The organism is Silicimonas algicola (genome assembly GCF_003970735.1).
In the GTDB taxonomy this organism is placed as follows: domain Bacteria; phylum Pseudomonadota; class Alphaproteobacteria; order Rhodobacterales; family Rhodobacteraceae; genus Silicimonas; species Silicimonas algicola.
The window spans coordinates 2274138-2297266 of sequence record NZ_CP034588.1 but is presented as its reverse complement, the minus strand read 5'-3'; the positions used below and the strand labels follow the sequence as shown (position 1 = coordinate 2297266).

The 23129-nt window shown below is 67.8% G+C and carries 23 protein-coding genes and 1 pseudogene; 10 read left to right on the top strand and 14 right to left on the bottom strand.

Annotation, left to right across the window (positions count from 1 at the left end):
* Position 1: 1 nt before the first annotated feature.
* Positions 2 to 277, bottom strand: a complete 276-nt coding sequence (locus tag EF888_RS11410; protein WP_109758474.1) for a putative quinol monooxygenase — start codon at positions 275 to 277, stop codon at positions 2 to 4.
* 10 nt (positions 278 to 287) lie between these two features.
* Positions 288 to 1868 (bottom strand): glutamine-hydrolyzing GMP synthase, encoded by a 1581-nt coding sequence (guaA, locus tag EF888_RS11405; RefSeq protein ID WP_109758475.1) that lies wholly within the window; start codon positions 1866 to 1868, stop codon positions 288 to 290.
* A gap of 173 nt (positions 1869 to 2041) precedes the next feature.
* On the opposite strand from guaA, the gene EF888_RS11400 reads away from it, so the two are divergent.
* Both EF888_RS11400 and EF888_RS11395 read left to right on the top strand, forming a co-directional pair.
* Positions 2042 to 2527, top strand: coding sequence for a YciE/YciF ferroxidase family protein (locus EF888_RS11400; protein ID WP_109758476.1), 486 nt, complete (start codon positions 2042 to 2044; stop codon positions 2525 to 2527).
* A gap of 153 nt (positions 2528 to 2680) precedes the next feature.
* Positions 2681 to 4225: a trimethylamine methyltransferase family protein gene (locus tag EF888_RS11395; protein WP_109758477.1), complete on the top strand. Its 1545-nt coding sequence runs from the start codon at positions 2681 to 2683 to the stop codon at positions 4223 to 4225.
* 4 nt (positions 4226 to 4229) lie between these two features.
* Here the strand turns inward: EF888_RS11395 and EF888_RS11390 are convergent, their stop codons facing one another.
* A complete protein-coding gene (locus tag EF888_RS11390; protein ID WP_164721670.1) occupies positions 4230 to 4526 on the bottom strand; it encodes a DUF6477 family protein in 297 nt (98 codons plus the stop codon).
* A gap of 209 nt (positions 4527 to 4735) precedes the next feature.
* Between EF888_RS11390 and EF888_RS11385 the strand changes: the two genes are divergently transcribed.
* A complete protein-coding gene (locus EF888_RS11385; protein WP_109758478.1) occupies positions 4736 to 5869 on the top strand; it encodes a DUF6456 domain-containing protein in 1134 nt (377 codons plus the stop codon).
* A 61-nt stretch (positions 5870 to 5930) separates the two neighbouring features.
* On the opposite strand, the gene EF888_RS11380 is transcribed toward EF888_RS11385, so the two are convergent.
* On the bottom strand, positions 5931 to 7427 hold the full coding sequence (locus EF888_RS11380; protein WP_109758479.1) for a catalase: 1497 nt from the start codon (positions 7425 to 7427) through the stop codon (positions 5931 to 5933).
* Between the two features lie 104 nt (positions 7428 to 7531).
* On the opposite strand from EF888_RS11380, the gene EF888_RS11375 reads away from it, so the two are divergent.
* From EF888_RS11375 to lipA, 4 genes are all read left to right on the top strand, one after another.
* Complete coding sequence (locus EF888_RS11375) at positions 7532 to 8470, top strand: hydrogen peroxide-inducible genes activator (RefSeq protein WP_109758480.1); 939 nt, start codon at positions 7532 to 7534, stop codon at positions 8468 to 8470.
* A gap of 68 nt (positions 8471 to 8538) precedes the next feature.
* Positions 8539 to 8850 (top strand): DUF4342 domain-containing protein, encoded by a 312-nt coding sequence (locus tag EF888_RS11370; RefSeq protein WP_164721669.1) that lies wholly within the window; start codon positions 8539 to 8541, stop codon positions 8848 to 8850.
* Between the two features lie 63 nt (positions 8851 to 8913).
* Positions 8914 to 9813 carry a cation diffusion facilitator family transporter gene (locus EF888_RS11365; protein ID WP_109758482.1) on the top strand — a complete coding sequence of 300 codons (900 nt, stop codon included), beginning with the start codon at positions 8914 to 8916 and terminating at the stop codon, positions 9811 to 9813.
* 76 nt (positions 9814 to 9889) lie between these two features.
* Positions 9890 to 10852, top strand: coding sequence for a lipoyl synthase (gene lipA, locus EF888_RS11360; RefSeq protein ID WP_109758483.1), 963 nt, complete (start codon positions 9890 to 9892; stop codon positions 10850 to 10852).
* On the opposite strand, the gene EF888_RS11355 is transcribed toward lipA, so the two are convergent.
* The 3 genes and pseudogenes from EF888_RS11355 to EF888_RS22620 all read right to left on the bottom strand — a co-directional run bounded on the left by EF888_RS11355 (position 10853) and on the right by EF888_RS22620 (position 13003).
* Positions 10853 to 11911 carry an FAD-dependent oxidoreductase gene (locus tag EF888_RS11355; protein ID WP_164721668.1) on the bottom strand — a complete coding sequence of 353 codons (1059 nt, stop codon included), beginning with the start codon at positions 11909 to 11911 and terminating at the stop codon, positions 10853 to 10855.
* A gap of 59 nt (positions 11912 to 11970) precedes the next feature.
* Positions 11971 to 12850, bottom strand: a pseudogene (locus tag EF888_RS11350) (c-type cytochrome).
* Between the two features lie 45 nt (positions 12851 to 12895).
* On the bottom strand, positions 12896 to 13003 hold the full coding sequence (locus tag EF888_RS22620) for a cytochrome c (RefSeq protein WP_164721667.1): 108 nt from the start codon (positions 13001 to 13003) through the stop codon (positions 12896 to 12898).
* 65 nt (positions 13004 to 13068) lie between these two features.
* Between EF888_RS22620 and EF888_RS11340 the strand changes: the two genes are divergently transcribed.
* Positions 13069 to 13392 (top strand): LysR family transcriptional regulator, encoded by a 324-nt coding sequence (locus EF888_RS11340; RefSeq protein WP_126918567.1) that lies wholly within the window; start codon positions 13069 to 13071, stop codon positions 13390 to 13392.
* Here EF888_RS11340 and EF888_RS11335 read toward each other — a convergent pair.
* Both EF888_RS11335 and hpt read right to left on the bottom strand, forming a co-directional pair.
* Positions 13389 to 13850 (bottom strand): hypothetical protein, encoded by a 462-nt coding sequence (locus EF888_RS11335; RefSeq protein WP_126918566.1) that lies wholly within the window; start codon positions 13848 to 13850, stop codon positions 13389 to 13391. The genes EF888_RS11340 and EF888_RS11335 overlap by 4 nt on opposite strands.
* A gap of 262 nt (positions 13851 to 14112) precedes the next feature.
* Entirely contained in the window at positions 14113 to 14661 is a 549-nt protein-coding gene (gene hpt / locus EF888_RS11330; protein ID WP_109758488.1) for a hypoxanthine phosphoribosyltransferase, read from the bottom strand.
* A gap of 71 nt (positions 14662 to 14732) precedes the next feature.
* Between hpt and EF888_RS11325 the strand changes: the two genes are divergently transcribed.
* Positions 14733 to 15188 carry a type II toxin-antitoxin system RatA family toxin gene (locus EF888_RS11325; RefSeq protein WP_109758489.1) on the top strand — a complete coding sequence of 152 codons (456 nt, stop codon included), beginning with the start codon at positions 14733 to 14735 and terminating at the stop codon, positions 15186 to 15188.
* Here the strand turns inward: EF888_RS11325 and EF888_RS11320 are convergent.
* The 3 genes from EF888_RS11320 to EF888_RS11310 form a co-directional block, all read right to left on the bottom strand.
* Positions 15185 to 16300: a sensor histidine kinase gene (locus EF888_RS11320; RefSeq protein ID WP_109758490.1), complete on the bottom strand. Its 1116-nt coding sequence runs from the start codon at positions 16298 to 16300 to the stop codon at positions 15185 to 15187. The two genes, EF888_RS11325 and EF888_RS11320, sit on opposite strands and share 4 nt — an antisense overlap.
* Before the next feature lie 252 nt (positions 16301 to 16552).
* Complete coding sequence (locus tag EF888_RS11315; protein WP_109758491.1) at positions 16553 to 18538, bottom strand: S8/S53 family peptidase; 1986 nt, start codon at positions 18536 to 18538, stop codon at positions 16553 to 16555.
* Entirely contained in the window at positions 18535 to 19632 is a 1098-nt protein-coding gene (locus tag EF888_RS11310; RefSeq protein WP_109758492.1) for a phosphatase PAP2 family protein, read from the bottom strand. The genes EF888_RS11315 and EF888_RS11310 overlap by 4 nt, the downstream gene beginning before the upstream one ends.
* Positions 19633 to 19858: 226 nt before the next feature.
* Between EF888_RS11310 and EF888_RS11305 the strand changes: the two genes are divergently transcribed.
* A complete protein-coding gene (locus tag EF888_RS11305; RefSeq protein WP_109758493.1) occupies positions 19859 to 21505 on the top strand; it encodes a hypothetical protein in 1647 nt (548 codons plus the stop codon).
* Here the strand turns inward: EF888_RS11305 and EF888_RS11300 are convergent.
* Both EF888_RS11300 and EF888_RS11295 read right to left on the bottom strand, forming a co-directional pair.
* Complete coding sequence (locus EF888_RS11300) at positions 21486 to 22103, bottom strand: paraquat-inducible protein A (RefSeq protein WP_109758494.1); 618 nt, start codon at positions 22101 to 22103, stop codon at positions 21486 to 21488. The genes EF888_RS11305 and EF888_RS11300 overlap by 20 nt on opposite strands.
* Entirely contained in the window at positions 22100 to 22714 is a 615-nt protein-coding gene (locus EF888_RS11295) for a paraquat-inducible protein A (RefSeq protein WP_109758495.1), read from the bottom strand. Before EF888_RS11295 ends, EF888_RS11300 begins: the two co-directional genes overlap by 4 nt.
* Positions 22715 to 23129 lie beyond the last annotated feature (415 nt).

Sequence of the window (23129 nt, the reverse complement as noted above, 5' to 3'; positions counted from 1 at the left end):
GTCAGTCCTCGCGGATCGAGAAGTCCCGTTGAATCCCTGTCGTCGCCGTGCCCCAGACACTTCCCCGCGTGCGCGCCTGATGCGCCTCGAAGGCGGTCCGGTCGGCGAAAGCCTCCGTCACGGTCCAGACAAGAGGATCGTCGTCCTGAGCGACCTCGAACGATATACACCCCGGCTCGTCCCGCGTCAGCCGCACATGCTCGGCCAGGTGAGCCCGCACGATCCCGGCTTCGGCCTCGTCGCGGCAGATCAGCCGTCCGGTCAGGTGGAGCGTCATGGCGTCGTCCTCATTCCCACTCGATGGTCCCGGGGGGCTTCGAGGTGATGTCGTAGGTCACGCGGTTGATGCCGCCGACCTCGTTGATGATGCGCGTCGCCGTCTCGCCCAGGAAGTCGTGGCTGAAGGGATAGTAGTCCGCCGTCATGCCGTCGACGCTGGTGACCGCCCGCAGCGCGCAGGCGAAGTCATAGGTCCGGCCGTCGCCCATCACGCCCACGGTGCGGACGGGCAGGATCGCCACGAAGGCCTGCCAGATGTCGTCGTAAAGGTTGTGTCGCCGGATCTGGTCGATGAAGACGGCGTCGGCCTTCCGCAGGATGTCCAGCTTCTCCCGCGTGATCTCGCCCGGACAGCGGATCGCGAGGCCCGGGCCGGGGAAGGGGTGCCGGCCGATGAAGGACGGCGGCAGGCCCAACTCGCGCCCCAGAGCGCGGACCTCGTCCTTGAAGAGCTCGCGCAAGGGTTCGACAAGCTTCAGGCCCATCTTCTCGGGCAGGCCGCCCACGTTATGGTGCGACTTGATCGTGACCGAGGGGCCGCCCGAGAAGCTGACACTTTCGATCACGTCGGGATAGAGAGTGCCCTGGGCCAGGAATTCGGCGCCGTCGATCTCGTTCGCGTGCTTCTGGAAAACGTCGATGAAGAGCCGGCCGATGGTCTTCCGCTTCAGCTCGGGGTCGGACACGCCCTCGAGCGCGCTGAGGAACAGCTCGCTCTCGTCGGCGTGGATCAGCGGGATGTTGTAGTTGTCGCGGAACATGGTCACGACTTCGTCGGCTTCGTTCAGCCGCAGAAGCCCGTGGTCGACGAAGACGCAGGTCAATTGGTCGCCGATCGCCTCGTGGATCAGCACCGCCGCGACCGAGGAATCGACGCCGCCCGACAGCCCGCAGATCACGCGCCGGTCGCCGACCTGCTCGCGGATGATGCGGATCGCCTCGTCGCGGTAGCTGGCCATCGTCCAGTCGCCGGTGAAGCCCGCGAGGCGCACGAAATTCTCGTACAGTCGCGCGCCGCGAGGGGTGTGATGCACCTCAGGATGAAACTGCACCGCGTAGAAGTGCCGCTCCGTGTCGGCGGTCACGGCGAAGGGCGCATTGGGCGAGGTGCCATAGACCTCGAAGCCGGGCGCCAGTTGCGAGACGTGGTCACCGTGGCTCATCCAGACCTGCTCGCGGCCGGTATGGAACCAGCCCTCGAGAAGCGGCAGCGATCCTTTCGGCTCGACCCAGGCGCGGCCGAACTCAGCAGTCCCTCCGCCGCCCGAGATCTTGCCGCCTTCGACCCGACCTCCCAGGTCCTGCATCATCGCCTGCTGGCCGTAGCAGATGCCCAGGATCGGAACGCCCAGCTCGTAAACCGAGGCGGGGGGACGCGGCGAGCCCTCGCGCACCACGGAATCGGGTCCGCCCGAGAAGATGACGGCCTTCGGCGCGAAATCCGCGAGGAAGGCGTCGGTCACGTTCTGATAGGGATGGATCTCGCAATAGACGTTCAGCTCGCGCAGCCGCCGCGCGATGAGCTGCGTCACCTGGCTGCCGAAGTCGACGATGAGAAGGCGCTGATGTTCGGTCGCGTGCTGGGTCATGGGGCTGGCTTACGGCGCGTCCGCGCGCCGTGCAAGGGCAGGGTCCCCGGCAGGACGCCGCCGGGCGATGTGAGAGTGTCCGACGCCTGTGGAAAAGGCGGAACCGCCCGGCGGTCGTCGCGTTCCGACTTCATACGCACACGGCACACTCAAACACGACCGGAGGACACGACATGAAGGACCTTGACGGGCTGTTCAAGCACTTCCTGAAGGACATCTACTACGCCGAGAAGCAGGTGAAGAAGACCCTGCCCAAGATGGCGCGCAAGGCCGACAGCGCCGAGTTGAAGGAGGCCTTCGAAAGCCATCTCGAAGAGACCAACACCCAGATCGAGAACCTCGAGAAGATCTTCGAGCACCTTGGCATGAAGGCCCGCGGCGTCACCTGCGCCGCAATCGAGGGCATCCTCGAGGAAGGCAAGGAGATCATGGACGAGGCCGAAGACGGCGATACCCGTGACGCCGGCATGATCGCCGCCGCTCAGGCCGTCGAGCACTACGAGATCACGCGCTACGGCACGATGGTGTCGTGGTGCAAGACGCTCGGCCTTCCCAAGGAGGTCGGACAGCTTCTCCAGGCCAATCTCGACCAGGAATACGCCGCGGACGAGAAGCTGACCAAGCTCGCCGAAGGCACCTTGAACCGTCAGGCCGCCTGACCTGACCCACCCTTCGTCCGGAGCCGCTCCCTCCGGACGAAGCGGCCCGTCGCACAGGATGTCGTTTTCAGTCGCAGAGCGGCGGAAACATCGTCCGCGGCGGGCCGTCTCGGGCCTATGACTGGAACAGACGTCGAGATCCGGAGCCGACCCATGGACGACAACAGCCAGAAACGCCGCCGCGGTACGGGCGGGGGAGCGGCGCGCCGCGCCGAACGCACCCAGATCCGGCACGAGGCCGCGCGCTTCATCGAGCGCCGCATCCCCAACCTCGACATCCTTCACCCTGAGGCGATCGAGATCATCGAGGCCAACGCCGAAACGGTGCTGGAAGAGATCGGCGTCGTCTTCTCGGACAACCCGGAGGCGCTCGCGCGCTGGCGCGACGCCGGCGCTGACGTCCAGGACGACCGTGTGCGCCTTCCCAAGGGCCTTGCGCGGGAACTGTGCAAGACCGCACCCGCCCGCTTCACGCAGCACGCCAGAAACCCCGAACGCAACGTCGAGGTCGGCGGCCCGAACCTCGTCCTCGCCCCGGTCTACGGCCCGCCCTTCGTCCGCGATGCCGCGGGCGGACGTCGCTATGCGACCATCGCCGACTTCCGCAACTTTGTCCGCCTCGCCTACATGTCGAAATGGCTGCACCATTCGGGCGGCACGGTCTGCGAGCCGACCGACGTGCCCGTCCACGTCCGTCACCTCGACATGCTCCACGCCCACATGACGCTGTCGGACAAGCCTTTCATGGGCTCGGTCACCGAGCCGTCGCGGGCGAAGGATTCGGTCGAGATGGCCGGTGTCCTCTTCGGCGAGGATTTCGTGGCGCAGAACACGGTGATGACGTCGCTCGTCAACATCAACTCGCCGCTGACCTTCGACGGCACGATGATGGGCGCGCTCGAAACCTATGCCGCGGCGAATCAGGCCGCCATCGTGTCGCCCTTCATCGTGGGCGGCGCCATGTCGCCGGTGTCCGTCGCAGGCACGCTGACGCAGGTGCTGGCCGAGGTCATGGTCGGCGTCGGTTATTCCCAGCTTGTCCGCAAGGGCGCACCCGTAATCGCGGGCGCCTTCGTGACCTCGATCGACATGAACTCGGGCGCCCCCACCTTCGGCACGCCCGAAGCCGCGCAGATCACCTTCGGCATGGGCCAGCTTGCCCGTCGCCTGGGGCTGCCCTACCGCTCGGCGGGCGCCTTCTGCGGCTCCAAGTTGCCCGACGCGCAGGCCGCTTACGAATCCGCCAACTCGCTGAACGTCGGTCTTCTTTCAGGCGTCAACTTCATGCTTCACGCGGCCGGATGGCTGGAGGGCGGACTGGTTTCCAGCTACGAGAAATTCGTGATGGACGCCGATCAGCTCGGCATCCTCCACGGGCTCGCAGGCGGCGTCGACGTGTCCGAGAACGCTCAGGCTATGGACGCCATCCGCGAGGTCGGACCGGGCGGTCACTACCTTGGCTGCGCCCATACCCAGGCCAATTTCCAGACTGCCTTCTGGCGGACCGGCGTCTTCGACTACAAGCCGTTCGAGACCTGGGCCGAGGAAGGTGCGCGGGACACCGAGGCCCTGGCCACGGCCAAGGTCGCGCGGATGCTGTCCGAATATCAGGCACCCGCGCTGGACCAGGGCGTCGCCGAAGCGCTCGACGCCTATGTCGCGCGACGGAAGTCCGAGATCCCCGAGAGCTTCGACTAGGGTCTCAGTTCGCGGCCGGCTGGCGAAGAAGCGCCAGCCGAGCCTCCTCGATCAGCGCCACCAGCGCCTCGACATGGCGCGCGACCGAATAGGCCGCGCCGCCCTCGCGCCGCGCCAGGTCGATTTCGGCCTCGCGCTCGGCCAGCCTTTCGAACGCCAATCCCGGACCCGGAGGCATCTCTCCCGGCAACACGCGCCGCAACAGGCGGTCGCGGTTGTAATCGGCCGCGCCGTGACGGGCGGCGCGCACCAGAAGGCTGGGACGGCGGAGCGAGGAAAGCAGGCTCTGGGGATCGGTCACGGGCGGTACTCCTGTTAAGCATTCCCGACAGCTAACGCAACCCAAGCGTGTGTTGCTTAATGCCACGCATCAGCGCCCGATCATATTTTCCTTTGTTTACAAACTTGGGGAACGATCATCCTTAACCCGGCGGCCGTTAATGAAGCGGCAATCATTACTATCACAGGTTGTTACGGCGTATCAGCGCCGGGGATGAAAGGGGGAGACGGATGTCGCTTGCGGTGCAAGGACTTTGCTGCGTCGATCAAGGGCCGGACTGGGTTCCCGCCCAGGTCAGAACCTACCTCGCGCATGTGACCCATGGCAGATCCATACGGTCGCTCGCGCGAGAGGCGGGCTGCCACGCCTCGACCGTCCTGCGGCAGGTGCGGCGCTTCGAGACGCGCCGCGACGATCTTCTCGTCGATCTGGCACTTCGCCGGCTTGAAGGGGTCGCTGCCCGACCCGACCGGCGTGCTGTAACTCCAGGGGGTACCCAAGTCGTGATGCTGAACAGAAAACCCGAAGACTTCGCCGTGCCGGACGACGACCAGTTGAAGGAGGCCGCGCCGCGTATCCTGCGCCGTCTCAATGAGCCCGGCGCCTGCCTCGCCATCGCGGCCGACATGGAAAAGGCCGTCATCGTGCGCGAGGAGAAGGACGGCCAGACGCTGCGCACCGCTGTCGTCGACCGCGCGCTGGCCGAGGCGATGGTCCTGAAGGACTGGATCGCCCCGCAGGGCGAAGGGCGCATCCAGCGCTACCGCATCACCCAGGCCGGCCGCATGGCGCTGAAACGTCTTCTGGCCGAGGAGGAAGCGCTCCGCGCCAACATGGGCGAGGGGATGGACCCCTATTCCGAGCAGCACCGCGACTGGGCGCGGCGCAACGCGGACGACCGGCCGAACAAGAAGCGCGGCATCCGCTACAACGCCGCCGAAAGTCCGATGACCGCGCTCGCCCGCCGCAAGGACCGGGGCGGCGCGCCTTTCCTGACCGCCGATCTCGTCGCTGCGGGCGAAAGACTGCGCGAGGACTTCGAACTGGCGCAGATGGGCCCCCGCATCACCCAGAACTGGGAGCGTTTCCTCGAAGGCGGCGCGCGCGGAAGCTTCAATCCGGGCGGCGCGGGCGGCGGTTCGAGCCGCGCGCGCGAACGGGTGACGGCGGCGCTGTCGGACCTGGGGCCGGGCCTGGGCGACGTCGTCCTGCGCTGCTGCTGCTTCCTCGAAGGCATGGAGGCGGTCGAGCAGCGCATGGGCTGGTCGGCACGCTCGGGCAAGATCGTGCTCCGGATCGCGCTCCACCGTCTCAAGGGCCACTACGACGAGACGTCGGGCAACTGGTCGCCGATGATCGGGTGACCGGACAAGAAAGGGGCGCCCGCGACGGACGCCCCGATCAAGTTTCCTGCGGTGAACCGCCCTATTCGGCGGCGGTCGGCGTCTCTTCCGTCACCGAGATCGCGACCTCGTCCTTCGGGTGGCGCAAGGCCGCCCGGACGCCGGCTTCATAGTCAGGGTGAACCTTCTTCAGCACCGCCAGCCAACGCTCCTTCACGCTTTCCGAGCAGGGCGCCATGGCGGCGGCCATGTTCGAATGCAGCCGGTTGCGCTCATCCTGCTCCATCACCTCGGCATAGAGCTTGCGCGGCTGGACGTAGTCCTCGTCCTCTTCGTTCTGGCGATAGCGGTCTGCGTCCGCCTCGATGCGCAGTGGCGGCTCCTTGACCGAGGCGTCGGGCTTGGCCGACTCGCCGTACTGGTTCGGCTCGTAATAGGCATCGGGATGACCCGTCACCTGCGGGAAGAACCGCATCGTGCCATCCTTGTGATAGTGATGGACGGGGACCTGCGGCGCGTTCGCCGGAAGCGCTTCGTAGTGCGTGCCGAGGCGATAGCGGTGCGCGTCGGCATAGGCGAAGACCCGGCCCTGGAGCATCTTGTCGGGGCTGTAGCCGATGCCCGGCACCTTGTTCGACGGCGAGTAGGCGGCGTTTTCGACGAAGATCCAGTAGTTGTCCGGGTTCTTGTTGAACTCGAGCATTCCGACCGGGATCAGTGGATAGTCGCCGTGCGGCCAGACCTTCGTCAGGTCGAACGGGTTGAAGCCGCAGGTCCGCGCCTCTTCCTCGGCCATGACCTGGATGTTCAGCTCCCACTTCGGGAAGTTGCCTTCGTCGATCGCGTTGTAGAGGTCTTCCTGATAGCTCTCGCGCGTCTGCCCGATCAGCTTCTCGGCCTGGGCGTTGGTGTAGTTCCGGATCGGCTGCTGGCAGCGGAAATGGAACTTGACCCAGTGGCGCTCGCCCGCGTCGTTCCAGAACGAATAGGTGTGGCTGCCGTAGCCGTGCATGTGCATCGGATTCATCGGGATGCCGCGATCCGACATCAGGATGGTGACCTGGTGAACCGACTCGGGCTGCGCCGCCCAGAAGTCGAACATCGCCTCGGGCGACCGCAAGTTGGTCTTCGGGTGCCGCTTCTGGGTGCGGATGAAGTCGGGGAACTTGTAGGGGTCGCGGACGAAGAAGATGGGAGTGTTGTTGCCCACCACGTCCCAGTTGCCTTCGTCGGTGTAGAACTTGACCGAGAAGCCGCGCACGTCGCGCTCGGCGTCCGCGGCGCCCTGTTCGCCGGCGACGGTCGACCAGCGCGAGAGGATGTCGCAGCTATTGCCGACCTTCGAGAAGATGCTGGCGCGGGTGTACTTCGAGATGTCGTGCGTCACCGTGAAGGTGCCCTGCGCGCCCCAGCCCTTGGCGTGGACGACGCGCTCGGGGATGCGCTCGCGGTTCTGGTGGGCCAGCTTCTCGATTAGCTGATAGTCCTCCAGCAGAACCGGGCCGCGAGGGCCGGCGGTCTGGGACGTTTCATTCGTGGGTACCGGCGCGCCGGCGGTGGTCGTCTGGCGGGGGGCCATGCCATCCTCCTCAAGGTGTCTGTGGGTGCAACCTGCCGACCTTCTCGCCGATTCCTGGAATAATTAAAAATTGCATTTCCTGTCCTCTGCGATAACTAAAACCTATGAGCGTCACCCTCCGGCAGTTGCAATACTTCGTGGCCCTCGCCGAAACGCTCCAGTTCGGCGCGGCGGCCGAGAAGGTCCACGTCTCGCAGCCTGCACTGTCGCTCCAGATCAAGGCGATGGAGGAGGCGCTCGGCGCGCGTCTCGTCGACCGGCTCCCGCGTGAGGTGCGTCTGACACGCGTGGGGCAGGAGGTTCTGGACCGCGCCCGCCGCGTTCTGACCGAGGTCGGCGACCTCGAGCAATCGGTGCGCTGGCGCGACGGGCTCGCCGGACGCCTGAGGCTCGGCGTCATCCCGACGGTGGCGCCCTATCTTTTGCCGATGGCGCTGACGCGGCTGCGGGCCCGCGACATCACGCTCGACATCCGCATTCGCGAGGCGCAGACGACGACGCTGGTGACGGGCCTTCGCGACGGCAGGCTCGACGCGGCGATCATGGCGCTGCCGCTCCAGGATCCCGGTCTGACGGCGCGGCCCCTCTTTCGCGACCGGTTCCTGCTCTGCGGGTCTCCGGCCCGGCTCGACAGCCTGGGGCAGGGGGCCGAGGGCCTGCGCCCGCAGGCCATCGCCCAGGACCAGCTCCTTCTTCTCGACGAGGGTCACTGCCTCGCCGATCAGGCGCTCGAGGTCTGCGGCCTTCGCTCGCGCCCGAACGTCGATCTTGGGGCGTCCTCGCTGGCCACCCTCGCAGGCCTCGTCGCCCAGGGCTTCGGCCTGACCTTCCTGCCGGAACTCGCCGTCGCGACCGAACTGCGTGCCCAGCCTGATCTGGCGCTCCGCCGCTTCGATGCGCCAGAGCCGGGCCGCGATCTCGCCCTCGTCACGCGCAGCGCGGCCGAGGGGGCGGGCTGGGTGGACACGCTGGCCGGGATCCTCATCGATGCCGGCGGCGCGGCGCTCGCCCTGGCGCGGGACGCCACGCTGCGCAAACCTTGACGTGCGTCAATGCAACCAGCCCCGGCGATACCTATATGAAGGGCATCAACCTTGAGAAGGGGTGTCCCATGACCGAAGAAACCAACACCGAAGACGGCCGCAAGCGTACCTGGATCGACGAGATCGAGGTCAAGAGCGAGGAGCTCGTGAACCGCGTCAAGGCGCTCGCCGCCGACAACAAGGTCAAGCGCATCCGCATCGTCGAACCCGACGGCGACATCGCGCTGGAAGTGCCGCTGACCTACGGCGCACTCGCGGGCGGGGCGGTCGTTCTCGCAGCTCCCCTGCTTGCCGTCCTTGGCGCGATCGGCGCTTTTGCCGCCCGCCTCAAGATCGAGGTGGTGAAGGAAGAGACCGTGAAGGAAGACGCGCCCGTCTGACATAAGCCGTCTGACGCAACGTGTCGCGTTGCCGCGACCTCGCTTCGGCATAGGTAGTCGCCCATGCCGGAGCGCCAGTTCCACGACCATGACCACAGAGCGGCTCACGCTCACGGCCACGCCAACGAACGCGCCGTCGGCATCGCCGCCCTTCTGACCGGCGGCTTCATGCTGGCCGAGGTCGCGGGCGGCCTTCTGACGGGCTCGCTGGCGCTTCTGGCCGATGCGGGCCACATGCTGACCGACTTCGCCGCGCTGGCGCTGTCGTGGTTCGCCTTCCGCCTCGCGCGCCGTCCCGCCGACTGGCAGCGCACCTACGGCTTCGACCGCTTTTCGATCCTCGCGGCCTTCGTCAACGGCGTGGCACTCTTCGTCATCGCCGCCTGGATCGCGGTCGAGGCTATCCTCCGCCTCCGTGATCCGGTCGAGGTGCTGGGCGGGCCCATGCTGGCCGTCGCGATCCTGGGTCTTGTCGTCAACATCGCCTCCTTCTGGGTGCTGCATCGCGCGGGCGACGAAAACCTCAACGTCCGCGCTGCGACCCTTCACGTCCTCGGCGACCTTCTCGGCACGGTCGGCGCCATCGTCGCCTCGCTGGTGATCCTCCAGACAGGCTGGACCCCGATCGACCCGATCCTGTCGATCCTCGTGTCGATCCTCATCCTCCGCGCGGCCTGGCGCGTGGTGAGCGAGTCCGCCCGCGTCCTTCTCGAGGCAGCGCCGCCCGACTTCGACACGCAGGTGGCGCTCGCCCGCCTCAACGCTGTCCCTGGTGTCGCGCGCGTCCACCACCTCCACGCCTGGTCGATCACCGAGGAACGCCCCATGGCCACCCTCGAGGCCGACCTCTTGCCCGGCGCGGATGGCGAGACCGCGCGGCGCGCCCTGAAGGAGGTTCTGGCCCGCGATTTCGGCATCGAACATGCCACCGTCGAAATCTGCCGCTCGCCTCAGGACGCATAGCCGACATGCGCCCGTCTCCATTGGACTTTTCGCCACGCGGCCGCTAGAAGATCGCCCAAGCGGAGGACACGCCCCCATGACGTCCCGAGACCTCAAGATCCCCGGCCAGCGCCACCCCGAAAAGGCGCACCGGCCCGACAATGCCCAGCCGAAGAAGCCGGACTGGATCCGCGTGAAGGCCCCGACCGGCGCTGGCTACAAGGCCACGCGCGACATCATGCGCGAGCATCGCCTCGTGACGGTCTGCGAAGAGGCGGGCTGCCCGAACGTCGGCGAATGCTGGAGCCAGGGCCACGCTACCATGATGATCATGGGCGACGTCTGCACACGGGCCTGCTCGTTCTGCAACATCGCCACCGGCAAGCCCCCTGAGTCGCTCGACGTGTTCGAGCCCGGCCGCGTCGCCGATGCCGTGAAGAAACTCGGTCTGAACCACGTCGTCATCACCAGCGTCGACCGCGACGACGTGGACGACGGCGGGGCCGAACATTTTGCCATGACGATCCGCGCCATCCGCAAGCAGTCGCCCGCCACCACCATCGAGATCCTGACGCCCGACTTCCTGCGCTGCGATCCTTCGGTTCTCGAGACGGTCGTCGAGGCGAAACCGGACGTCTTCAACCACAACCTCGAGACGGTCCCCGGCCTCTACCCCGAGGTGCGCCCCGGCGCGCGCTACTTCCATTCGCTCCGCCTGCTCCAGCGGGTCAAGGAACTCGACCCCGCCATGTTCACCAAGTCCGGCATCATGGTGGGACTGGGCGAGGACCGGCAGGGGGTGCTTCAGGTCATGGACGACATGCGCGCCGCCGACATCGACTTCCTGACCATCGGCCAGTACCTGCAACCGACGCCCAAGCACCACCGCGTCGACCGCTTCGTGACCCCCGAGGAATTCGCGGGCTACGAAAAGGCGGCCTACGGCAAGGGCTTCCTGATGGTCTCGGCCACGCCGCTGACGCGCTCGTCCTATCACGCGGGCGACGACTTCGCCCGCCTGCGCGACGCGCGTCTGAGGAAGCTGGGCCAGGCCGTCTGATCAGCCGCTGACCAGTTGCCGCGCGACGGCCCGGCGCAGGGCAGGGACCGCGTTCACCGTCCGCATCGCCGCCAACACGCCCGCGCGCGCGACCGGCCCCTTGGCCTGGATGAACCGCCGCCCGCGCTCGCTCAACGCGATCACATGCGCCCCGGCGGCATGGCGGGCCTCCGTGTAGCCCTCCGTCGTGCCAAGGGCGATCCGTTCCGCCAACTCTGCCGCGTCCGAGATCCCGAGGTTCATGCCTCGTCCACCCACCGGCGAATGGCAATGCGCCGCGTCGCCGGCGAGGAAGACGCGCGCGGACTGATAGCGCGCCACCTGCCGCACCGAGATGATGAAGGCTCCGGAGCGCCGGACGGTCGTGACGGGCATCGGCACGGGAAGCGCGGCGAGCGCGTCGGGTTCGCTCGCGATGACCCGGAAGCGCGCCGTCTCCAACGGCACGACGACGGCGACGTTCCCGCCGTCCAGCCGATAGCCCATGAATCGGCCGCGTCCGTGCCAGTCCGGGGCGTCCACATCGGCGATCGACCACTGCTCGGGCAGGTCGTGGCCGGGGAAGTCGAATCCGAGCGCCGCGCGCACCGCGCTGTGGACGCCGTCCGCGCCGATCACGAGGTCATGGCGCGCCTCGACCCCTCCGACGCGGACCTCGACGGCGTCCTCCGTTTCCCGAAGATGGTCTAACGTCGCCCCGTAACGCACCGATCCGCCTAGCCTTTCCAGCGTCTCGACAAGGTGACGCTCGGTCCGGTCCTGCGCCAGCCCCCAGATCCGCATGCGCGCGTCGAAGTTCAGCGTCAGGTGAAGGACAGGCTTCGTTCCGTCGTGGAAGACGCCGCCCTCGAAGCGGACCGCCTCGTCCAGCACGGGCGTATCCGTGCCCGAGCGGCGGAAGATCTCGATGCTCGACGGCAGGATGCCCACGGCGCGCGACAGCCTGGACGGTCCCGGTCGCTTTTCGATGATCTCGGGGAGGATGCCGCGCCGCGCCAGTTCCACGGCAGCGGTCAGGCCGGTCGGACCCGCGCCCACGATCAACACTCTAGGCGACATGCGCGCTTCCTCCGCGCGCGATTCTAGCCCTTGCCCCGTTGCCGGGAAAGGGCCTGGCATCACTGCACCGGAGGCAGCGCCTTGACGTAGGCCGCAATGGCCGCCCGATCCTCGGGGGCAAGCTTCGACATGTTCTCGACCACTTCCGCCATCTGCCCGCCCGCGCTGTCGAAGTCGGGGGTGAAACCGGACTCGAGGTAATAGGCGATGTCCTCGGCGCTCCAGTCCAGCTGGCCCTGCCGCAAACCGGGGATCTTGCCCTCGCCCGCAGGGTTGGGCGCGCCCGCCATCCACAGCGTCTTGTCCGGCCCGCCAAGAGCATTGCGCGGCGTGTGGCATTCGGCGCAATGGCCCAGAGCCTCGACCAGATAACGTCCCCGCTCCAGCTCCGGCGTGTCCGCCGGCATCACCCAGTCGTCGTCCGCGAAGAGAAGTTTCCAGCCGCCGAGCGAGGCGCGGATGTTGAAGGGAAATCCGACCTCGTGAGGGACATCCGCCCGGTCCTGCGGCGGCAGCGTCGCCATGAAGGTCCAGAGATCCGCCACGTCCGCATCCCTCATCCGGGCGTAGGTCGTCCAGGGGAACGCGGGATAATAATGCGCGCCTTCGGGCGAGGTGCCCTCCAGCAACGCCGAGGCGAATTGCGGCAGGCTCCAGCCGCCGATGCCGTGCGTCGCGTCGGGCGAAATGTTGGGGGCGATGAAGGTGCCGAAAGGGGTCGCGAACCGCTTGCCACCCGGCAGCGCCAGGGGGTCGTCCGACTCCGCCGCCGTGTGGCAGGACGCGCAGCCCCCGGCCCAGAAGACCGCCTCTCCCCGCGCGGCGTCGCCCTCGAGCGCTGCGAAGCGCTCAGGCTCGACCGCGCGCGCGCGTCAGCCACAGCCCTGCGCCTGCGACGACGAGGGCGAGACCGACGAGCCAAAGAAGAAGCCGCTTCATCCGCGCATCAAGCGGCCGGGGCAGGGTGGCCCCGGCCGGACCGGATCAATTTTCGGCCTGGCGGTGCGCCTTGTGGCAGGCCCCGCAGGCCTGGCCCACAGTACCCATGCCAGCGGCCAGTGCTTCCTGCCCGTCGCCTGCAACGGATGCCAATGCGGCGGTCGCCTCGCGAAGCTGGCCCGAGATCTCGCCGGCTGTCGGGGCCGCTCGGCCGGTCCATGGCGGGCGACTGGATGCGCGCCCGGGGCGGCGGCGCGCACCTTGCCTCCGACAGCTTCCTGATGCTGGCCTCCCTCGTGGCGCTTGGCCGGGGCAGGGCGCTTCTGCCGGTGTTCTTCGGGGACATCTGGCCCGGCATCGAGCGGATCGACATGCCCCACAACCTCGCCCCCGTGCCGGTCTGGGTCGCCAGCCACCGCGACTATGCCCGCTCGGGCCGCCTGCGCCGGGTGCGCAAGGTGCTGCTTGAGGGGCTGACCGCCCTCGGTCCCCGGATGATGGGAGAAGCGGACACCACGCCGTCCGCGCGGCGCAGCGCCTAGAACCGAAGGCCCACGGCCAGCCCGAAGATCGGCTCGGCCTGCCCTGCGTCGGAGACCCCGCCCTGAACGAAGCCGCCGTTGCGTCCCGTCAGCTCGGCGTTGATCCCCACCATGGGGACAGGGCTCTCGTTCACCGTGATCTCGTTCGTCAGCATGCCCGACACGCCCACGCTCATCCGCTCGGTCACGGCATAGTCGAGGTAGAGCTTGCCCGCCGTCACGTCGCCGTCCGTTCCCTCGTAGGTCACCGATACCCCCGCCGTCGTGGCGCCGCGCGTCAGGGACGTGCCAAGGTGGAAGACGTCGCGCCCGTTCCAGCTTTCGCCGAAGGTCAGGGCCAGGCCACCGAAGGGCGTCTTGCGTTCGCTCACGCCGGTCTCGTGGATGATGGAGGGGATTGCGAGCCGCAGCGTGGGCGTGTCTGGCGGCGGCAGCGCCTTCAGAGGCTCCGACCTCATAACCGCGCCGCCGAGGCGAAACGCACCTGTGCCTGTCTCCTCCCGTGCCTCGATGCGGCTGTCCAGTCGCAGGCCTTCATTCAGGCCTACTCCGGAAAACTGGGTCTCGGCGGCCGCCGGAGCCGCGCAGAGGACGGAAAGGAGCAAGAATCCGGGTGGGCGCACCAAAGTTCCTTTCGACGCCACCACCCGAAAGGACCATAGGTCGGAGGCTGCGAGATTCGCACCTTCGGTTTCCGCGAAATGCGCGGTCTTGTGGCCTTCAGGTCTCAGTTGCGTCGATGAAGCGAACGCAGCCGATGTAGGGAAGGTTCCGGTTCCTCTGCGCGAAATCAATGCCGTAGCCGACGACGAACTCGTCCGGAATTTCGAACCCCGTCCAGGTCGCCTTCACGTCGGTTTCGCGCCGCGACGGTTTGTCGAGAAGGGCGATGGTCTCCAGCCGCCGCGGATGCCGCGATTCGAGAAGGTGCAGGACGTGGCTCAGCGTGTGTCCGGTATCGACGATGTCCTCGACCACCAGGACGTCGCGCCCCTCGATCTCGCCGCGCAGATCCTTGAGGATCCGAACCTCGCGGCTCGACACCATGCTGTCGCCATAAGACGAGGTTTCCAGGAAATCGACCTCCACCGGCAGGTCCAACTCGCGCACGAGGTCTGCGATGAAGACGAAGGACCCGCGCAGAAGACCCACCACCACAAGCTTGTCGGTGTCCCGGAACGCGCGCTGGATCTCGCGGCTCAACGTCTCGATCCGGGCCGCGATGGACTTGGCCGAAATCAGTTGCTCGATCTCGTAAGGCTGGCTCACGGCCCGCTTCCCTCTTGACGCTCCGCGCCCGTCTCTACACTCAGGACCACGGACAAGACCAGACGGAAGCGATGCCGATCCACTCCGAAACCCGCCGCCTGCCTTACAGCGCCCAGCAGATGTACGATCTGGTGGCCGACGTCGAGGACTACCCCGAGTTCCTTCCGTGGACCGCCGCCGCGCGCATCCGCGAGACGCGGGAGGAGGACGACCGGACGGTGATGCTCGCGGACCTCGTCATCTCGTTCAAGGTCTTTCGCGAGCGGTTCGGCAGCCGCGTCACGCTCTGGCCGGACGAGAAGCGCATCGACACCGAATACCTCGACGGCCCGTTCAAGAAGATGATCTCGAACTGGCGGTTCGAGGATGCGGAGGACGGCGGGTGCGACGTTCACTTCCACGTCGATTTCGAATTCCGCAACCGGATCCTCCAGGCCACGGCGACCGTGTTCTTCAACGAGGCGATGTCGCGCGTCGTCCGTGCCTTCGAGGGCCGGGCGAAGACGCTCTATGGCGCCGCGCCCTAGGCTGACCGCGCCACCGCTGTCGGAAGCGCCTCGAACGACAGCGTCAGGACGGTGCCGTCGCTGTCCGACGAGATCTCGATCCGGCCCTGAAGCTCTTCCGAGATCACATCGTTGATCTGCATCCCCAGACCCGACGTCGCGTTTGCGGCGCTGGTCGGAAACCCCACTCCGTCGTCCGAACACCGGATACGGACCGTGTCGTCGTCGCCCCGATCGATCGAGATCCGCACATGCCCGGCGCGGCTTCCCGGAAACGCGTGCTTCAGCGAATTGGCCACGAACTCGTTCAGAAGCGTGCCCACGGCTACGGCCTGTCCCGACGTGACGAGGATCGGCTCGGATATCACATCCAGGTTCAGGTGCGCGGGCGCCAGGGCGCGGAAGTGACGCCCCAGGTTCTCGACGTAATGCGCCAGGTCGATGACCGGACCCGCGTCGGTCCGGTACAGTTCCTCGTGCAGTTTCGCCACGGCATCGACCCGGGATCCCAGGGTCGACAGCGTGCGGCGCGTTTCGTCGGCCACCGCACCCCGGTTGGCGATCCTGATCAGCGAGGCGAGCGACTGAAGCGAGTTCTTTACCCGGTGATCGACCTCCTGCCGGAGGAGCGCCGCAGTCGCCAGGGAGCGGCGCATCTCGAGCCGCGCCATGATCTGGTCCGCGAGAACCCGCAGCGTGTCGCGCTGAAGCGGCGTCAGACTGCGCGGCGTGCGGTCGAGAACGCAGAGCGTCCCGAGCGGCAGGCCGTCGCTCGTCTTGAGAAGCGCGCCGGCATAGAACCGAAGGCCCTCGTCGCCGAGGCACAGCGGGTTGTCGCACATCCGCGCGTCGTCACGGGTATCCGGCACCTCGAGAAACTCCTCCTCGAGGATGGCGTGCGAACAGAGCGACGTCTCCAGCGGGGTCTGGCGTACGCCCAGTCCGGTCTCCGCCTTGAACCACTGCCGATCCTCGTCGATGAAGTTGATGACCGAGATCGGTGTCCCGCATAGCGCCGCCGCGAGCGCAACGATCTCGTCGAAATCGCGTTCGGGATCGGTGTCGAGGATCTCGTACGACCGCAGGGTGTGCAGGCGCTCGGATTGACGGGGGTGGGACTCAGCCTTTGCCATGTCTTGCGTCCCTCCTTCTTCCGAACCGTCCCTTGATCGCGTGGCGGGAGTGTCGCCGGACATATATGCCATGATCATGACGGTCGCCAGCAGAAGAAATACGGCCGGCGCCTCACGGTGCGCCGGCCCCTCCTGCTCAAAAGTCCTAGGTCATAGAATTCTCAACTCGTCGGCGGCGCGGATCCGGGGCGGATTGCGTCCCCGAACCCGCGCCGCCTTTTGGGTGGGCGCGTCACCCCTCGCACAACCATGTCACCGTTCCATGCGCCCGGAGGCCGGAGCGGCCAGCCGTCCGAACCCCGCTTTCTCGGGCACCGTCTGCCCCGGCCAGGCGGCCGTGGCCTCGTCGGCCAGCGCGGCCGTCTCGAACCAGGCCTCGCTGCCCGGCGCCTCGCCCACGCGGCCGTCGTCCAGCCAGTCGAGCATGGCCAGCGCCACCCGCCGCGTCGCCAGCGCCGTCGAGAAACTCGTCCCCTGCATCGCCACGGCCGACCCGCTCTTGGAGCCCGCCGAAAGCACACCCCACCGTGCCGCGCCGTCCTCACCCGGGAGGAGGGCGGTCGGCGCGGCACGGCCGTCGCCCAAGGGATCAAGCGACGCGGCACTCGAAAAGCCCGACGGTCGGCCATCCGTCGCGCGGTAGCTGCCGATCACCCGCGCCTCGCAAAGCGATGCGATGGTGTTCAGCGTGTCCCGCCGCCGCATGGGCGGGGCCGTGTCGGTGTCTCGCGGCGCCGATCCGTCGAGCGGATAGTCCGCGACGTCGATGGCCCGGCCCGCTTCGTCCACGGGCGCGAAGGCCGGATGCGCGAAGATGGGGACGAGCCCCGTATCGCTGCCGAAGGTCAGGCTCTGATCCGACTGCACATAGGCGAAGGCGCGCGTCGCGTCCCCGTCCGACCTGAGCCCGATCCGCCAGTCGCCCGAGGGCGCTCCGTACAGGCGGTCCTCTTCGAGCGTGGGCCCGGTACAGAGGATGTAGCCTACCCTGTGCCAGGTCGCCGTCCCGCAGTCCGCCGCATCGTCGTGCCTGCGGCAATAGATGCGCGCGACGGGCACGTCCGGGCGTTCACTGTCGACAAGCGTCGCGCACTGTCCGTGCCGCCCGCGCGAGGCCGGTCCGTCCGGCCCGAAGGGGGGCGACAAGCTCACCGCGACCGGATGCGCGGGAGACGCGCCGCCATCGCCGGGCAGCTCGTCCGACCAGACCTCGGCATAGTTCGGCGTATGATCCTCGGGCCTGATCCGCCAGTCGAGACGCCCCGGCCGTCCCCGTCCGAGATCGAAGACCGCCGCGCCTTCAGAGCGCAGGTCGTTGCCCGCGGGCAGCATGATCCGCACCGGGCGGCCCATCTCCTCGGCGGCGCGGTCGACGGCGCGGATCAGCGTCTCGACGGCCAGGTGACCGTCCTTGGGTCCCGCCTGCAGTCCATAGGACAGGTTGATGACGATCGGAAATCCGCCCTCTCCGCCATGCCCGCAGGCGCGCCAGATTCGGTCGGCCCGGTCGATGACGTACTCGACCGCGTGCATGGCGAAGAACTCGAGGAAATTTCCCGACGACCCCATACTCGTGCGCGGGGGCAGCCCAACGGCGATCAGGGGCAGGCGGCGGCGCTTCTCATCTTCGGACGACAGCCGTAGGTCGAAGCCCGCCGCGAGATCCGCGACAGACGTGCCGTGGGTCGCGTGCGTGTCGAGCCGGCGGTCCCCGCGCGGATGCGGGTACTGCGAGGCCTCGGCCGCACGGTCGAACCGTCCTTCGTCGATCCCGCCCGCTGCCAGCGCGCTGAACATCAGCCGGTCAAGCTCGGTCCGGAACAGTTCGCGCCCGAATGGCACTGCCGCACCCCGTCTCCAGGTGCCGTTCATCAGCCAGGCCGACAAAAAGCGCGTGCCGCCGTCGATCCGCCGGAAGCGGGCGTGAGAGAGGGCAATGGCGCTGTCGATGACGCCCACGACCGCGCAATCCTGGTCCGGCATCCACGACAACTCGATCAGCGGATCGTCCGACACGGAATCGTCCGGACCGGGACGGGCGAACCCGGGAAGCGGCGCGCGCCGGTGCGTCTGCCCGCAGATCCGCGCCGCCATCGGAGACAGGGGCAGGGGCGCCAGCGACAGCCCGTCGCGCGTGTCGGCACCGCCGAATGTAACGGTCCGCAGCCAGTCGATGTACGGGGGTGTGCCGTCCGAGGCGGACGGGTCGTCCTCCCAGTCGGTCCAGGTCAGCGTCATTCGGTCAGCTCCCGCCATTCCAGCGCCGCCTCGGCCCAGAGCGTGCCGAGGATCGTCTCGGGATCGCCCGCGCCCGCGTCGGCATCGTCGGGAAGCCGGTTCCTGAGCCAGTTCAGCGTCAGGTCATAGGGCGGCTCGCCGTCGCCCTGCGTCTCGAAGCCGATGGACACTTCGTCCGGCCAGTCGTCGAGCCCCGTCGCCACTCGGTAGACCGCCTCACCCAGAAGGCATCCCGCGACCGCGCCCGCGCCCGAATCGACCGGGAAATGCACCCCCGCGATCGAGCGGTTCGTCGCGATCCGGTGCGCCAGTCTGAAGGCCATGCCTGCCCGGCGGCCCCGTGCGGTCGTCTCCGTCATCGCCGCCTTCGGCCCCAGACCCGTGGTCAGGCGCGCCAGGACCGTGGCGGCCGCAAAGACCTCGATGGCGTGACCCGAGGGATAGCTCGAATGGTCCGGCGTCTGGATCATCGGCTGGATGTGCGTCGCATAGTCCACCGGGCGCGGCGCGCGGCAGAAATGCTTCAACGGCATCTCGAGCGTCACCATCAGCCGCTGGCAGGTATAGAGCATCGCCAGCGTCTTCGCGTTCCGCTCGGCGCTCAGATAGCACTGGGCGCCGAAGAACGAGAACAGGTCGCCCGTCTGCATCAGGATCTCGTTCACCCGGTCGGCCCTCAGATCCGCATAGGCGCGCACCATCTTGAGCTGCTGCCGGAACACCGCGCGCGAGGGCCGCTCGATCGTGAAGAGCGGCCGGCCCTCGACCGAGGCCGTGGCCTGCCCGTCCGAACCCGTCACGCGGAACGCGGGATGCAGCATCGCGTCGATCAGGAGCGAGCGGACAGGCTTCGAGAGATAGCTCAGATCCTCGTCCGACGTGCCCATGCGCGGCGGCACCCTCAGAGGCTCACCGTCCCAATAGCCGACGATGCCGTCATGCGTTGTGACAAGCGACCACGACAACATGCCCGAACCCGGACCGCCCGCATGGTCGATGCCCTGACCCTGGCCTTGCCCCTGACCCTGCCCTTGGCCTTGGCCCTGGCCCTGACCTTGGCCTTGCCCCTGACCTTGTCCCTGTCCTTGACCCACGTCGCTCTCCCCGCAGCGCGAACCGCGCTTCCGTGCGGTCGATGAGGAGCAAGAGGCGGCGTCAAATCAAGCAGGCCGTCCGCCCGCAGGTCGATTTTCACGTTTCATTCACGATTTGCGCGTGAGCCGCACGAAATGGCCAGTTTTCTTGAAAATGTCATCGGCGCGTGGTCCAATGTGACGTGGGGGCAACCGGCCGCAGCCGGGAGAGCAACAGGGGTCAGACGTGGAACAACGGGTCAAGGCACGCCTTCAACTCTATGGAAGGTTCCGTCTCGAGGCGCCGGACGGCACGGACATTTCTCCGAAAAGCGCCAAGAGTCAGGCGCTCATCGCGCTCCTCGCCACCAACGAGACCGGCAGCCGGGGACGGCTGTGGCTTCAGAAGCGGCTCTGGCCCAACTCCGGCGCGGACCGGGCCGCGACCAGCCTGAGGCAGGCGCTGTCCGAGATCCGGCGCTCGCTTGGCGACCACCGCGACCTTCTCAAGACCGACCGCCGTGCCGCCTGCCTTTCGCTCGACACGCTCGACATCGCCGAAGCCGACGAGGGCGCCGAATTCATGGAGGGCCTCGGCCTTCCCGCGAACGACCACGCTCTCGAGGACTGGCTCGCCCATCACCGGGGCGAGCGCGAAGCTGCGCCCTCCGGCGCACCGGCCACCCGTGCGCCGGCCCCCGCGGATGCCTCGCAACGCCAGATCTACGTCGCGGCCGAGCTTCGGATGCCCGTCGTCGTCTTCCGCACGCTCAACGGATCTTCTCCCGGCGGGTCGGGCGATCTGGGTCTGATCGAGGACATCTTCGTCGACAGCGTGGCGCGGTCGATGCGGGAAACCCTGTCCGCCGACGTCCGCGTGGGCGGCGAGGCGCCGTCCTCCGCCTTCCGTGCCGAGGTGCAGGCCTTCCGAGGCGACGGCGCCGCCGTCGGCATCCGCGCCCGCGTCCATCACGGTTCGCCCGACCGCCTCGTGTGGTCCGGCATGACCTCGACCCAGCTTCACGGGGCGCCGCCGGTCGAAGACCTTCAATTCGTCTCGCTCGGCAACCAGCTCATCGACGCTCTGGCCGAGGCGATGACCCAGTCGATCACCGACAGCCGCGACATCCGCGACGCCAACCTTCTGACCCGCCTCGCGATCCGCCGCATCTTCTGCCTGCGCCCCGAAGCGCTGGTCGAGGCCGACGAGATGCTTCTTCGCGCCCGCGAGCTTGGGGCAGGGGCGCTGTCGACCGCCTGGCGCGCCCAGCTTCGCGTCATCCAGCACGTCGAGCGGCACGAGACCGCCTCGCCCGACCTGCCCGAAGAGGCGCGGCGCCTCTGCATCGACGCGATGGAGCGCGAGCCGATGAACTCGATGGTGCTGGCCGCCGTCGCCAACACCCGCCTCGTCCTCGACAAGGACGTGAGCGTCTGCCTCGAACTGGCGCGGCGCTCGGTCAGCCTCAACCCCGCGAATCCGCTCGCCTGGAACAGCCTCGCCACCGCCAAGCTTTACGCGGGCGAGATCGCCGAGGCCCACGCGCTGGCCGTTCGCGCACAGAAGATGTCGTCGGGCTCGCCCTTCGGCCATTGGTGGGATTTCGGACGCTGCCTGACCGCCGCCCTGACCGGTCGCCGCGACGAGGCGCTTCGCCTCGCCGAGGCTGCCCACGCGCTGTCTCCCGAATTCCGCCCGCCGCTGCGCTACCTCACCGCGCTCTACGCCGCCGCCGACCGTCCCGACGACGCGATACGCGTCGGCGAACGCCTGCGCCGGCTCGAGCCCGACTTCAGCTTCGAGCGTCTGGCGATGGACGACAGCTATCCCGTGTCGCCCCTGCGCTGGAGCGGGCTTCTCGACAGCGGCAAGGTCATGGAACTCTCGGGCTAGGCTCCTCGTCGAGGTCCCAGATCAGCCGCGGGTCCAGCGCCCGCGCCGCCAGCATCGTGCACAGGACCGACACCGCGAAGGCCAGCACCGCCGGTCCGGGCCGCACCGTGGCGATCCACGAGAATCGCACCGTCGAGGCGAGAAGCGCCACCACGAACACGTCGACCATCGACCAGCGCCCGATGAACTCGACCGCCGCGTGCAGCCTGTGCCGCGCCTCCGCCCGACCCCTCGACCGCGACCCCACCGCCAGCGCCAGAAGGGCCACCGCCCCGAACTTGGCGACCGGGATCGCGACCGAGGCCAGGAGGATCACCAGGGCCACCAGCCATTCCCCGTACCGCGCCAGCGCCACCGCTCCACCGACGGCGGTCTCTGCGCTCGACGACAGAAGGACCCGCGTCTCGAGCATCGGCCAGGTCATCGCCGGGACATAGGCCGCGACACCCAGCGCCCACCAGCCCCAGACCCTGCGGAGCGGCCGCGCCGGACGGCTCTCCAGCCGTGCGCCGCACCGTCCGCAGACTGGCGTGGTCCCCGGCCAGACGCGGGCGCAGCGCGTGCATCCGACCAGCCCTTCCGCCCGCGCCGTCGTCATCGCTCGAGCGCCTCCCAGATGCCGGCCCGGCACAGGATCGACTCCTGCGCCCAGACCAGCACGACGAGGCCCGTCAGCATCCAGAACGCGGGTCCGATATCGACCCGCGCCAGATCCGACGCCTTCAGAAGCGTGACGCCCGCCCCGACGGCAAAGATCTCCGCCATCGCCCAGGGCCGCAGCGCTTCGGCCAGCCGGAACGCCCTTGCCGCTCCGGGCCAGGGCTTGAAGCCGATGACAAGCGGCAGCAGCACCCAGACCGTCAGAAGCAACCGCGCGACGGGCAGCAGGATCGCCAGCGCCAGAACGGTCGCCGACAGGACGAGAAGGGCGCCCTCGAACCGCAGCACCGCGCCCAGAAGCGTCGTCTCGCGCGTCAGACCGAAGCGATGGAACGTCAGAAAGGGCAGGGCGGCTGCGCCGACTGCAAGACCGACCGAAGCGGCTGCGAGGATCAGGACGACCGCGACGGCGTGACGCCGTGGAGAGACGAGTACGCGGTGGCACCGCGCGCACGTCAGCCGCATTCCCTCTGCCACACCGTCCGAAACGGTCAGCGTATCGCAGGTCGGACAGGCGATCAGCCTCGACAGGTCGTGTTCGGCCCACATCTCCCAAGCCTATTCGCTGGTTTTGACGCCGCAAGCTGCCGGGATTATCCGCGGAAACGGAAACACAGCGTTCGGAAACCTGGGTAACGGGGAAGTGACCGTGTGGAATGAGGCATAAACGCCTCAATGATTTAAGCCTGTCGTTTCCGTCAGGGAAACCAGCCAAAAAACAGTCCATATTTTCAAGGGTTCGCCAGACCGCCGCCCCATCACTGTCGCCATCCGCGCAACCCGTTAACGTATCGTAACCGCCCGTGGCGCAATGCTTCCCTCATTGTGGCTCACTTGCTAAACTTAGCGTCAAATTCCCGCCTCACCGGCGTGAGACACCAAGGCTGTGAACGGTCGGGACGGTGCGACGTCCTGGTTGTGTGCCGAGTGTGCCGGTGCTGTGCCGGGTTTTGTTACGGGACGT

What these genes read in the sequence shown, in the direction of transcription:
- EF888_RS11410 (WP_109758474.1), bottom strand. Translation starts at nt 277, where the DNA reads ATGACGCTCCACCTGACCGGACGGCTGATCTGCCGCGACGAGGCCGAA.
- guaA (WP_109758475.1), bottom strand. Translation starts at nt 1,868, where the DNA reads ATGACCCAGCACGCGACCGAACATCAGCGCCTTCTCATCGTCGACTTC.
- EF888_RS11400 (WP_109758476.1), top strand. Translation starts at nt 2,042, where the DNA reads ATGAAGGACCTTGACGGGCTGTTCAAGCACTTCCTGAAGGACATCTAC.
- EF888_RS11395 (WP_109758477.1), top strand. Translation starts at nt 2,681, where the DNA reads ATGGACGACAACAGCCAGAAACGCCGCCGCGGTACGGGCGGGGGAGCG.
- EF888_RS11385 (WP_109758478.1), top strand. Translation starts at nt 4,736, where the DNA reads ATGTCGCTTGCGGTGCAAGGACTTTGCTGCGTCGATCAAGGGCCGGAC.
- EF888_RS11380 (WP_109758479.1), bottom strand. Translation starts at nt 7,427, where the DNA reads ATGGCCCCCCGCCAGACGACCACCGCCGGCGCGCCGGTACCCACGAAT.
- EF888_RS11375 (WP_109758480.1), top strand. Translation starts at nt 7,532, where the DNA reads ATGAGCGTCACCCTCCGGCAGTTGCAATACTTCGTGGCCCTCGCCGAA.
- EF888_RS11370 (WP_164721669.1), top strand. Translation starts at nt 8,539, where the DNA reads ATGACCGAAGAAACCAACACCGAAGACGGCCGCAAGCGTACCTGGATC.
- EF888_RS11365 (WP_109758482.1), top strand. Translation starts at nt 8,914, where the DNA reads ATGCCGGAGCGCCAGTTCCACGACCATGACCACAGAGCGGCTCACGCT.
- lipA (WP_109758483.1), top strand. Translation starts at nt 9,890, where the DNA reads ATGACGTCCCGAGACCTCAAGATCCCCGGCCAGCGCCACCCCGAAAAG.
- EF888_RS11355 (WP_164721668.1), bottom strand. Translation starts at nt 11,911, where the DNA reads ATGTCGCCTAGAGTGTTGATCGTGGGCGCGGGTCCGACCGGCCTGACC.
- EF888_RS11340 (WP_126918567.1), top strand. Translation starts at nt 13,069, where the DNA reads ATGGCGGGCGACTGGATGCGCGCCCGGGGCGGCGGCGCGCACCTTGCC.
- EF888_RS11335 (WP_126918566.1), bottom strand. Translation starts at nt 13,850, where the DNA reads ATGAGGTCGGAGCCTCTGAAGGCGCTGCCGCCGCCAGACACGCCCACG.
- EF888_RS11325 (WP_109758489.1), top strand. Translation starts at nt 14,733, where the DNA reads ATGCCGATCCACTCCGAAACCCGCCGCCTGCCTTACAGCGCCCAGCAG.
- EF888_RS11320 (WP_109758490.1), bottom strand. Translation starts at nt 16,300, where the DNA reads ATGGCAAAGGCTGAGTCCCACCCCCGTCAATCCGAGCGCCTGCACACC.
- EF888_RS11315 (WP_109758491.1), bottom strand. Translation starts at nt 18,538, where the DNA reads ATGACGCTGACCTGGACCGACTGGGAGGACGACCCGTCCGCCTCGGAC.
- EF888_RS11300 (WP_109758494.1), bottom strand. Translation starts at nt 22,103, where the DNA reads ATGACGACGGCGCGGGCGGAAGGGCTGGTCGGATGCACGCGCTGCGCC.
- EF888_RS11295 (WP_109758495.1), bottom strand. Translation starts at nt 22,714, where the DNA reads ATGTGGGCCGAACACGACCTGTCGAGGCTGATCGCCTGTCCGACCTGC.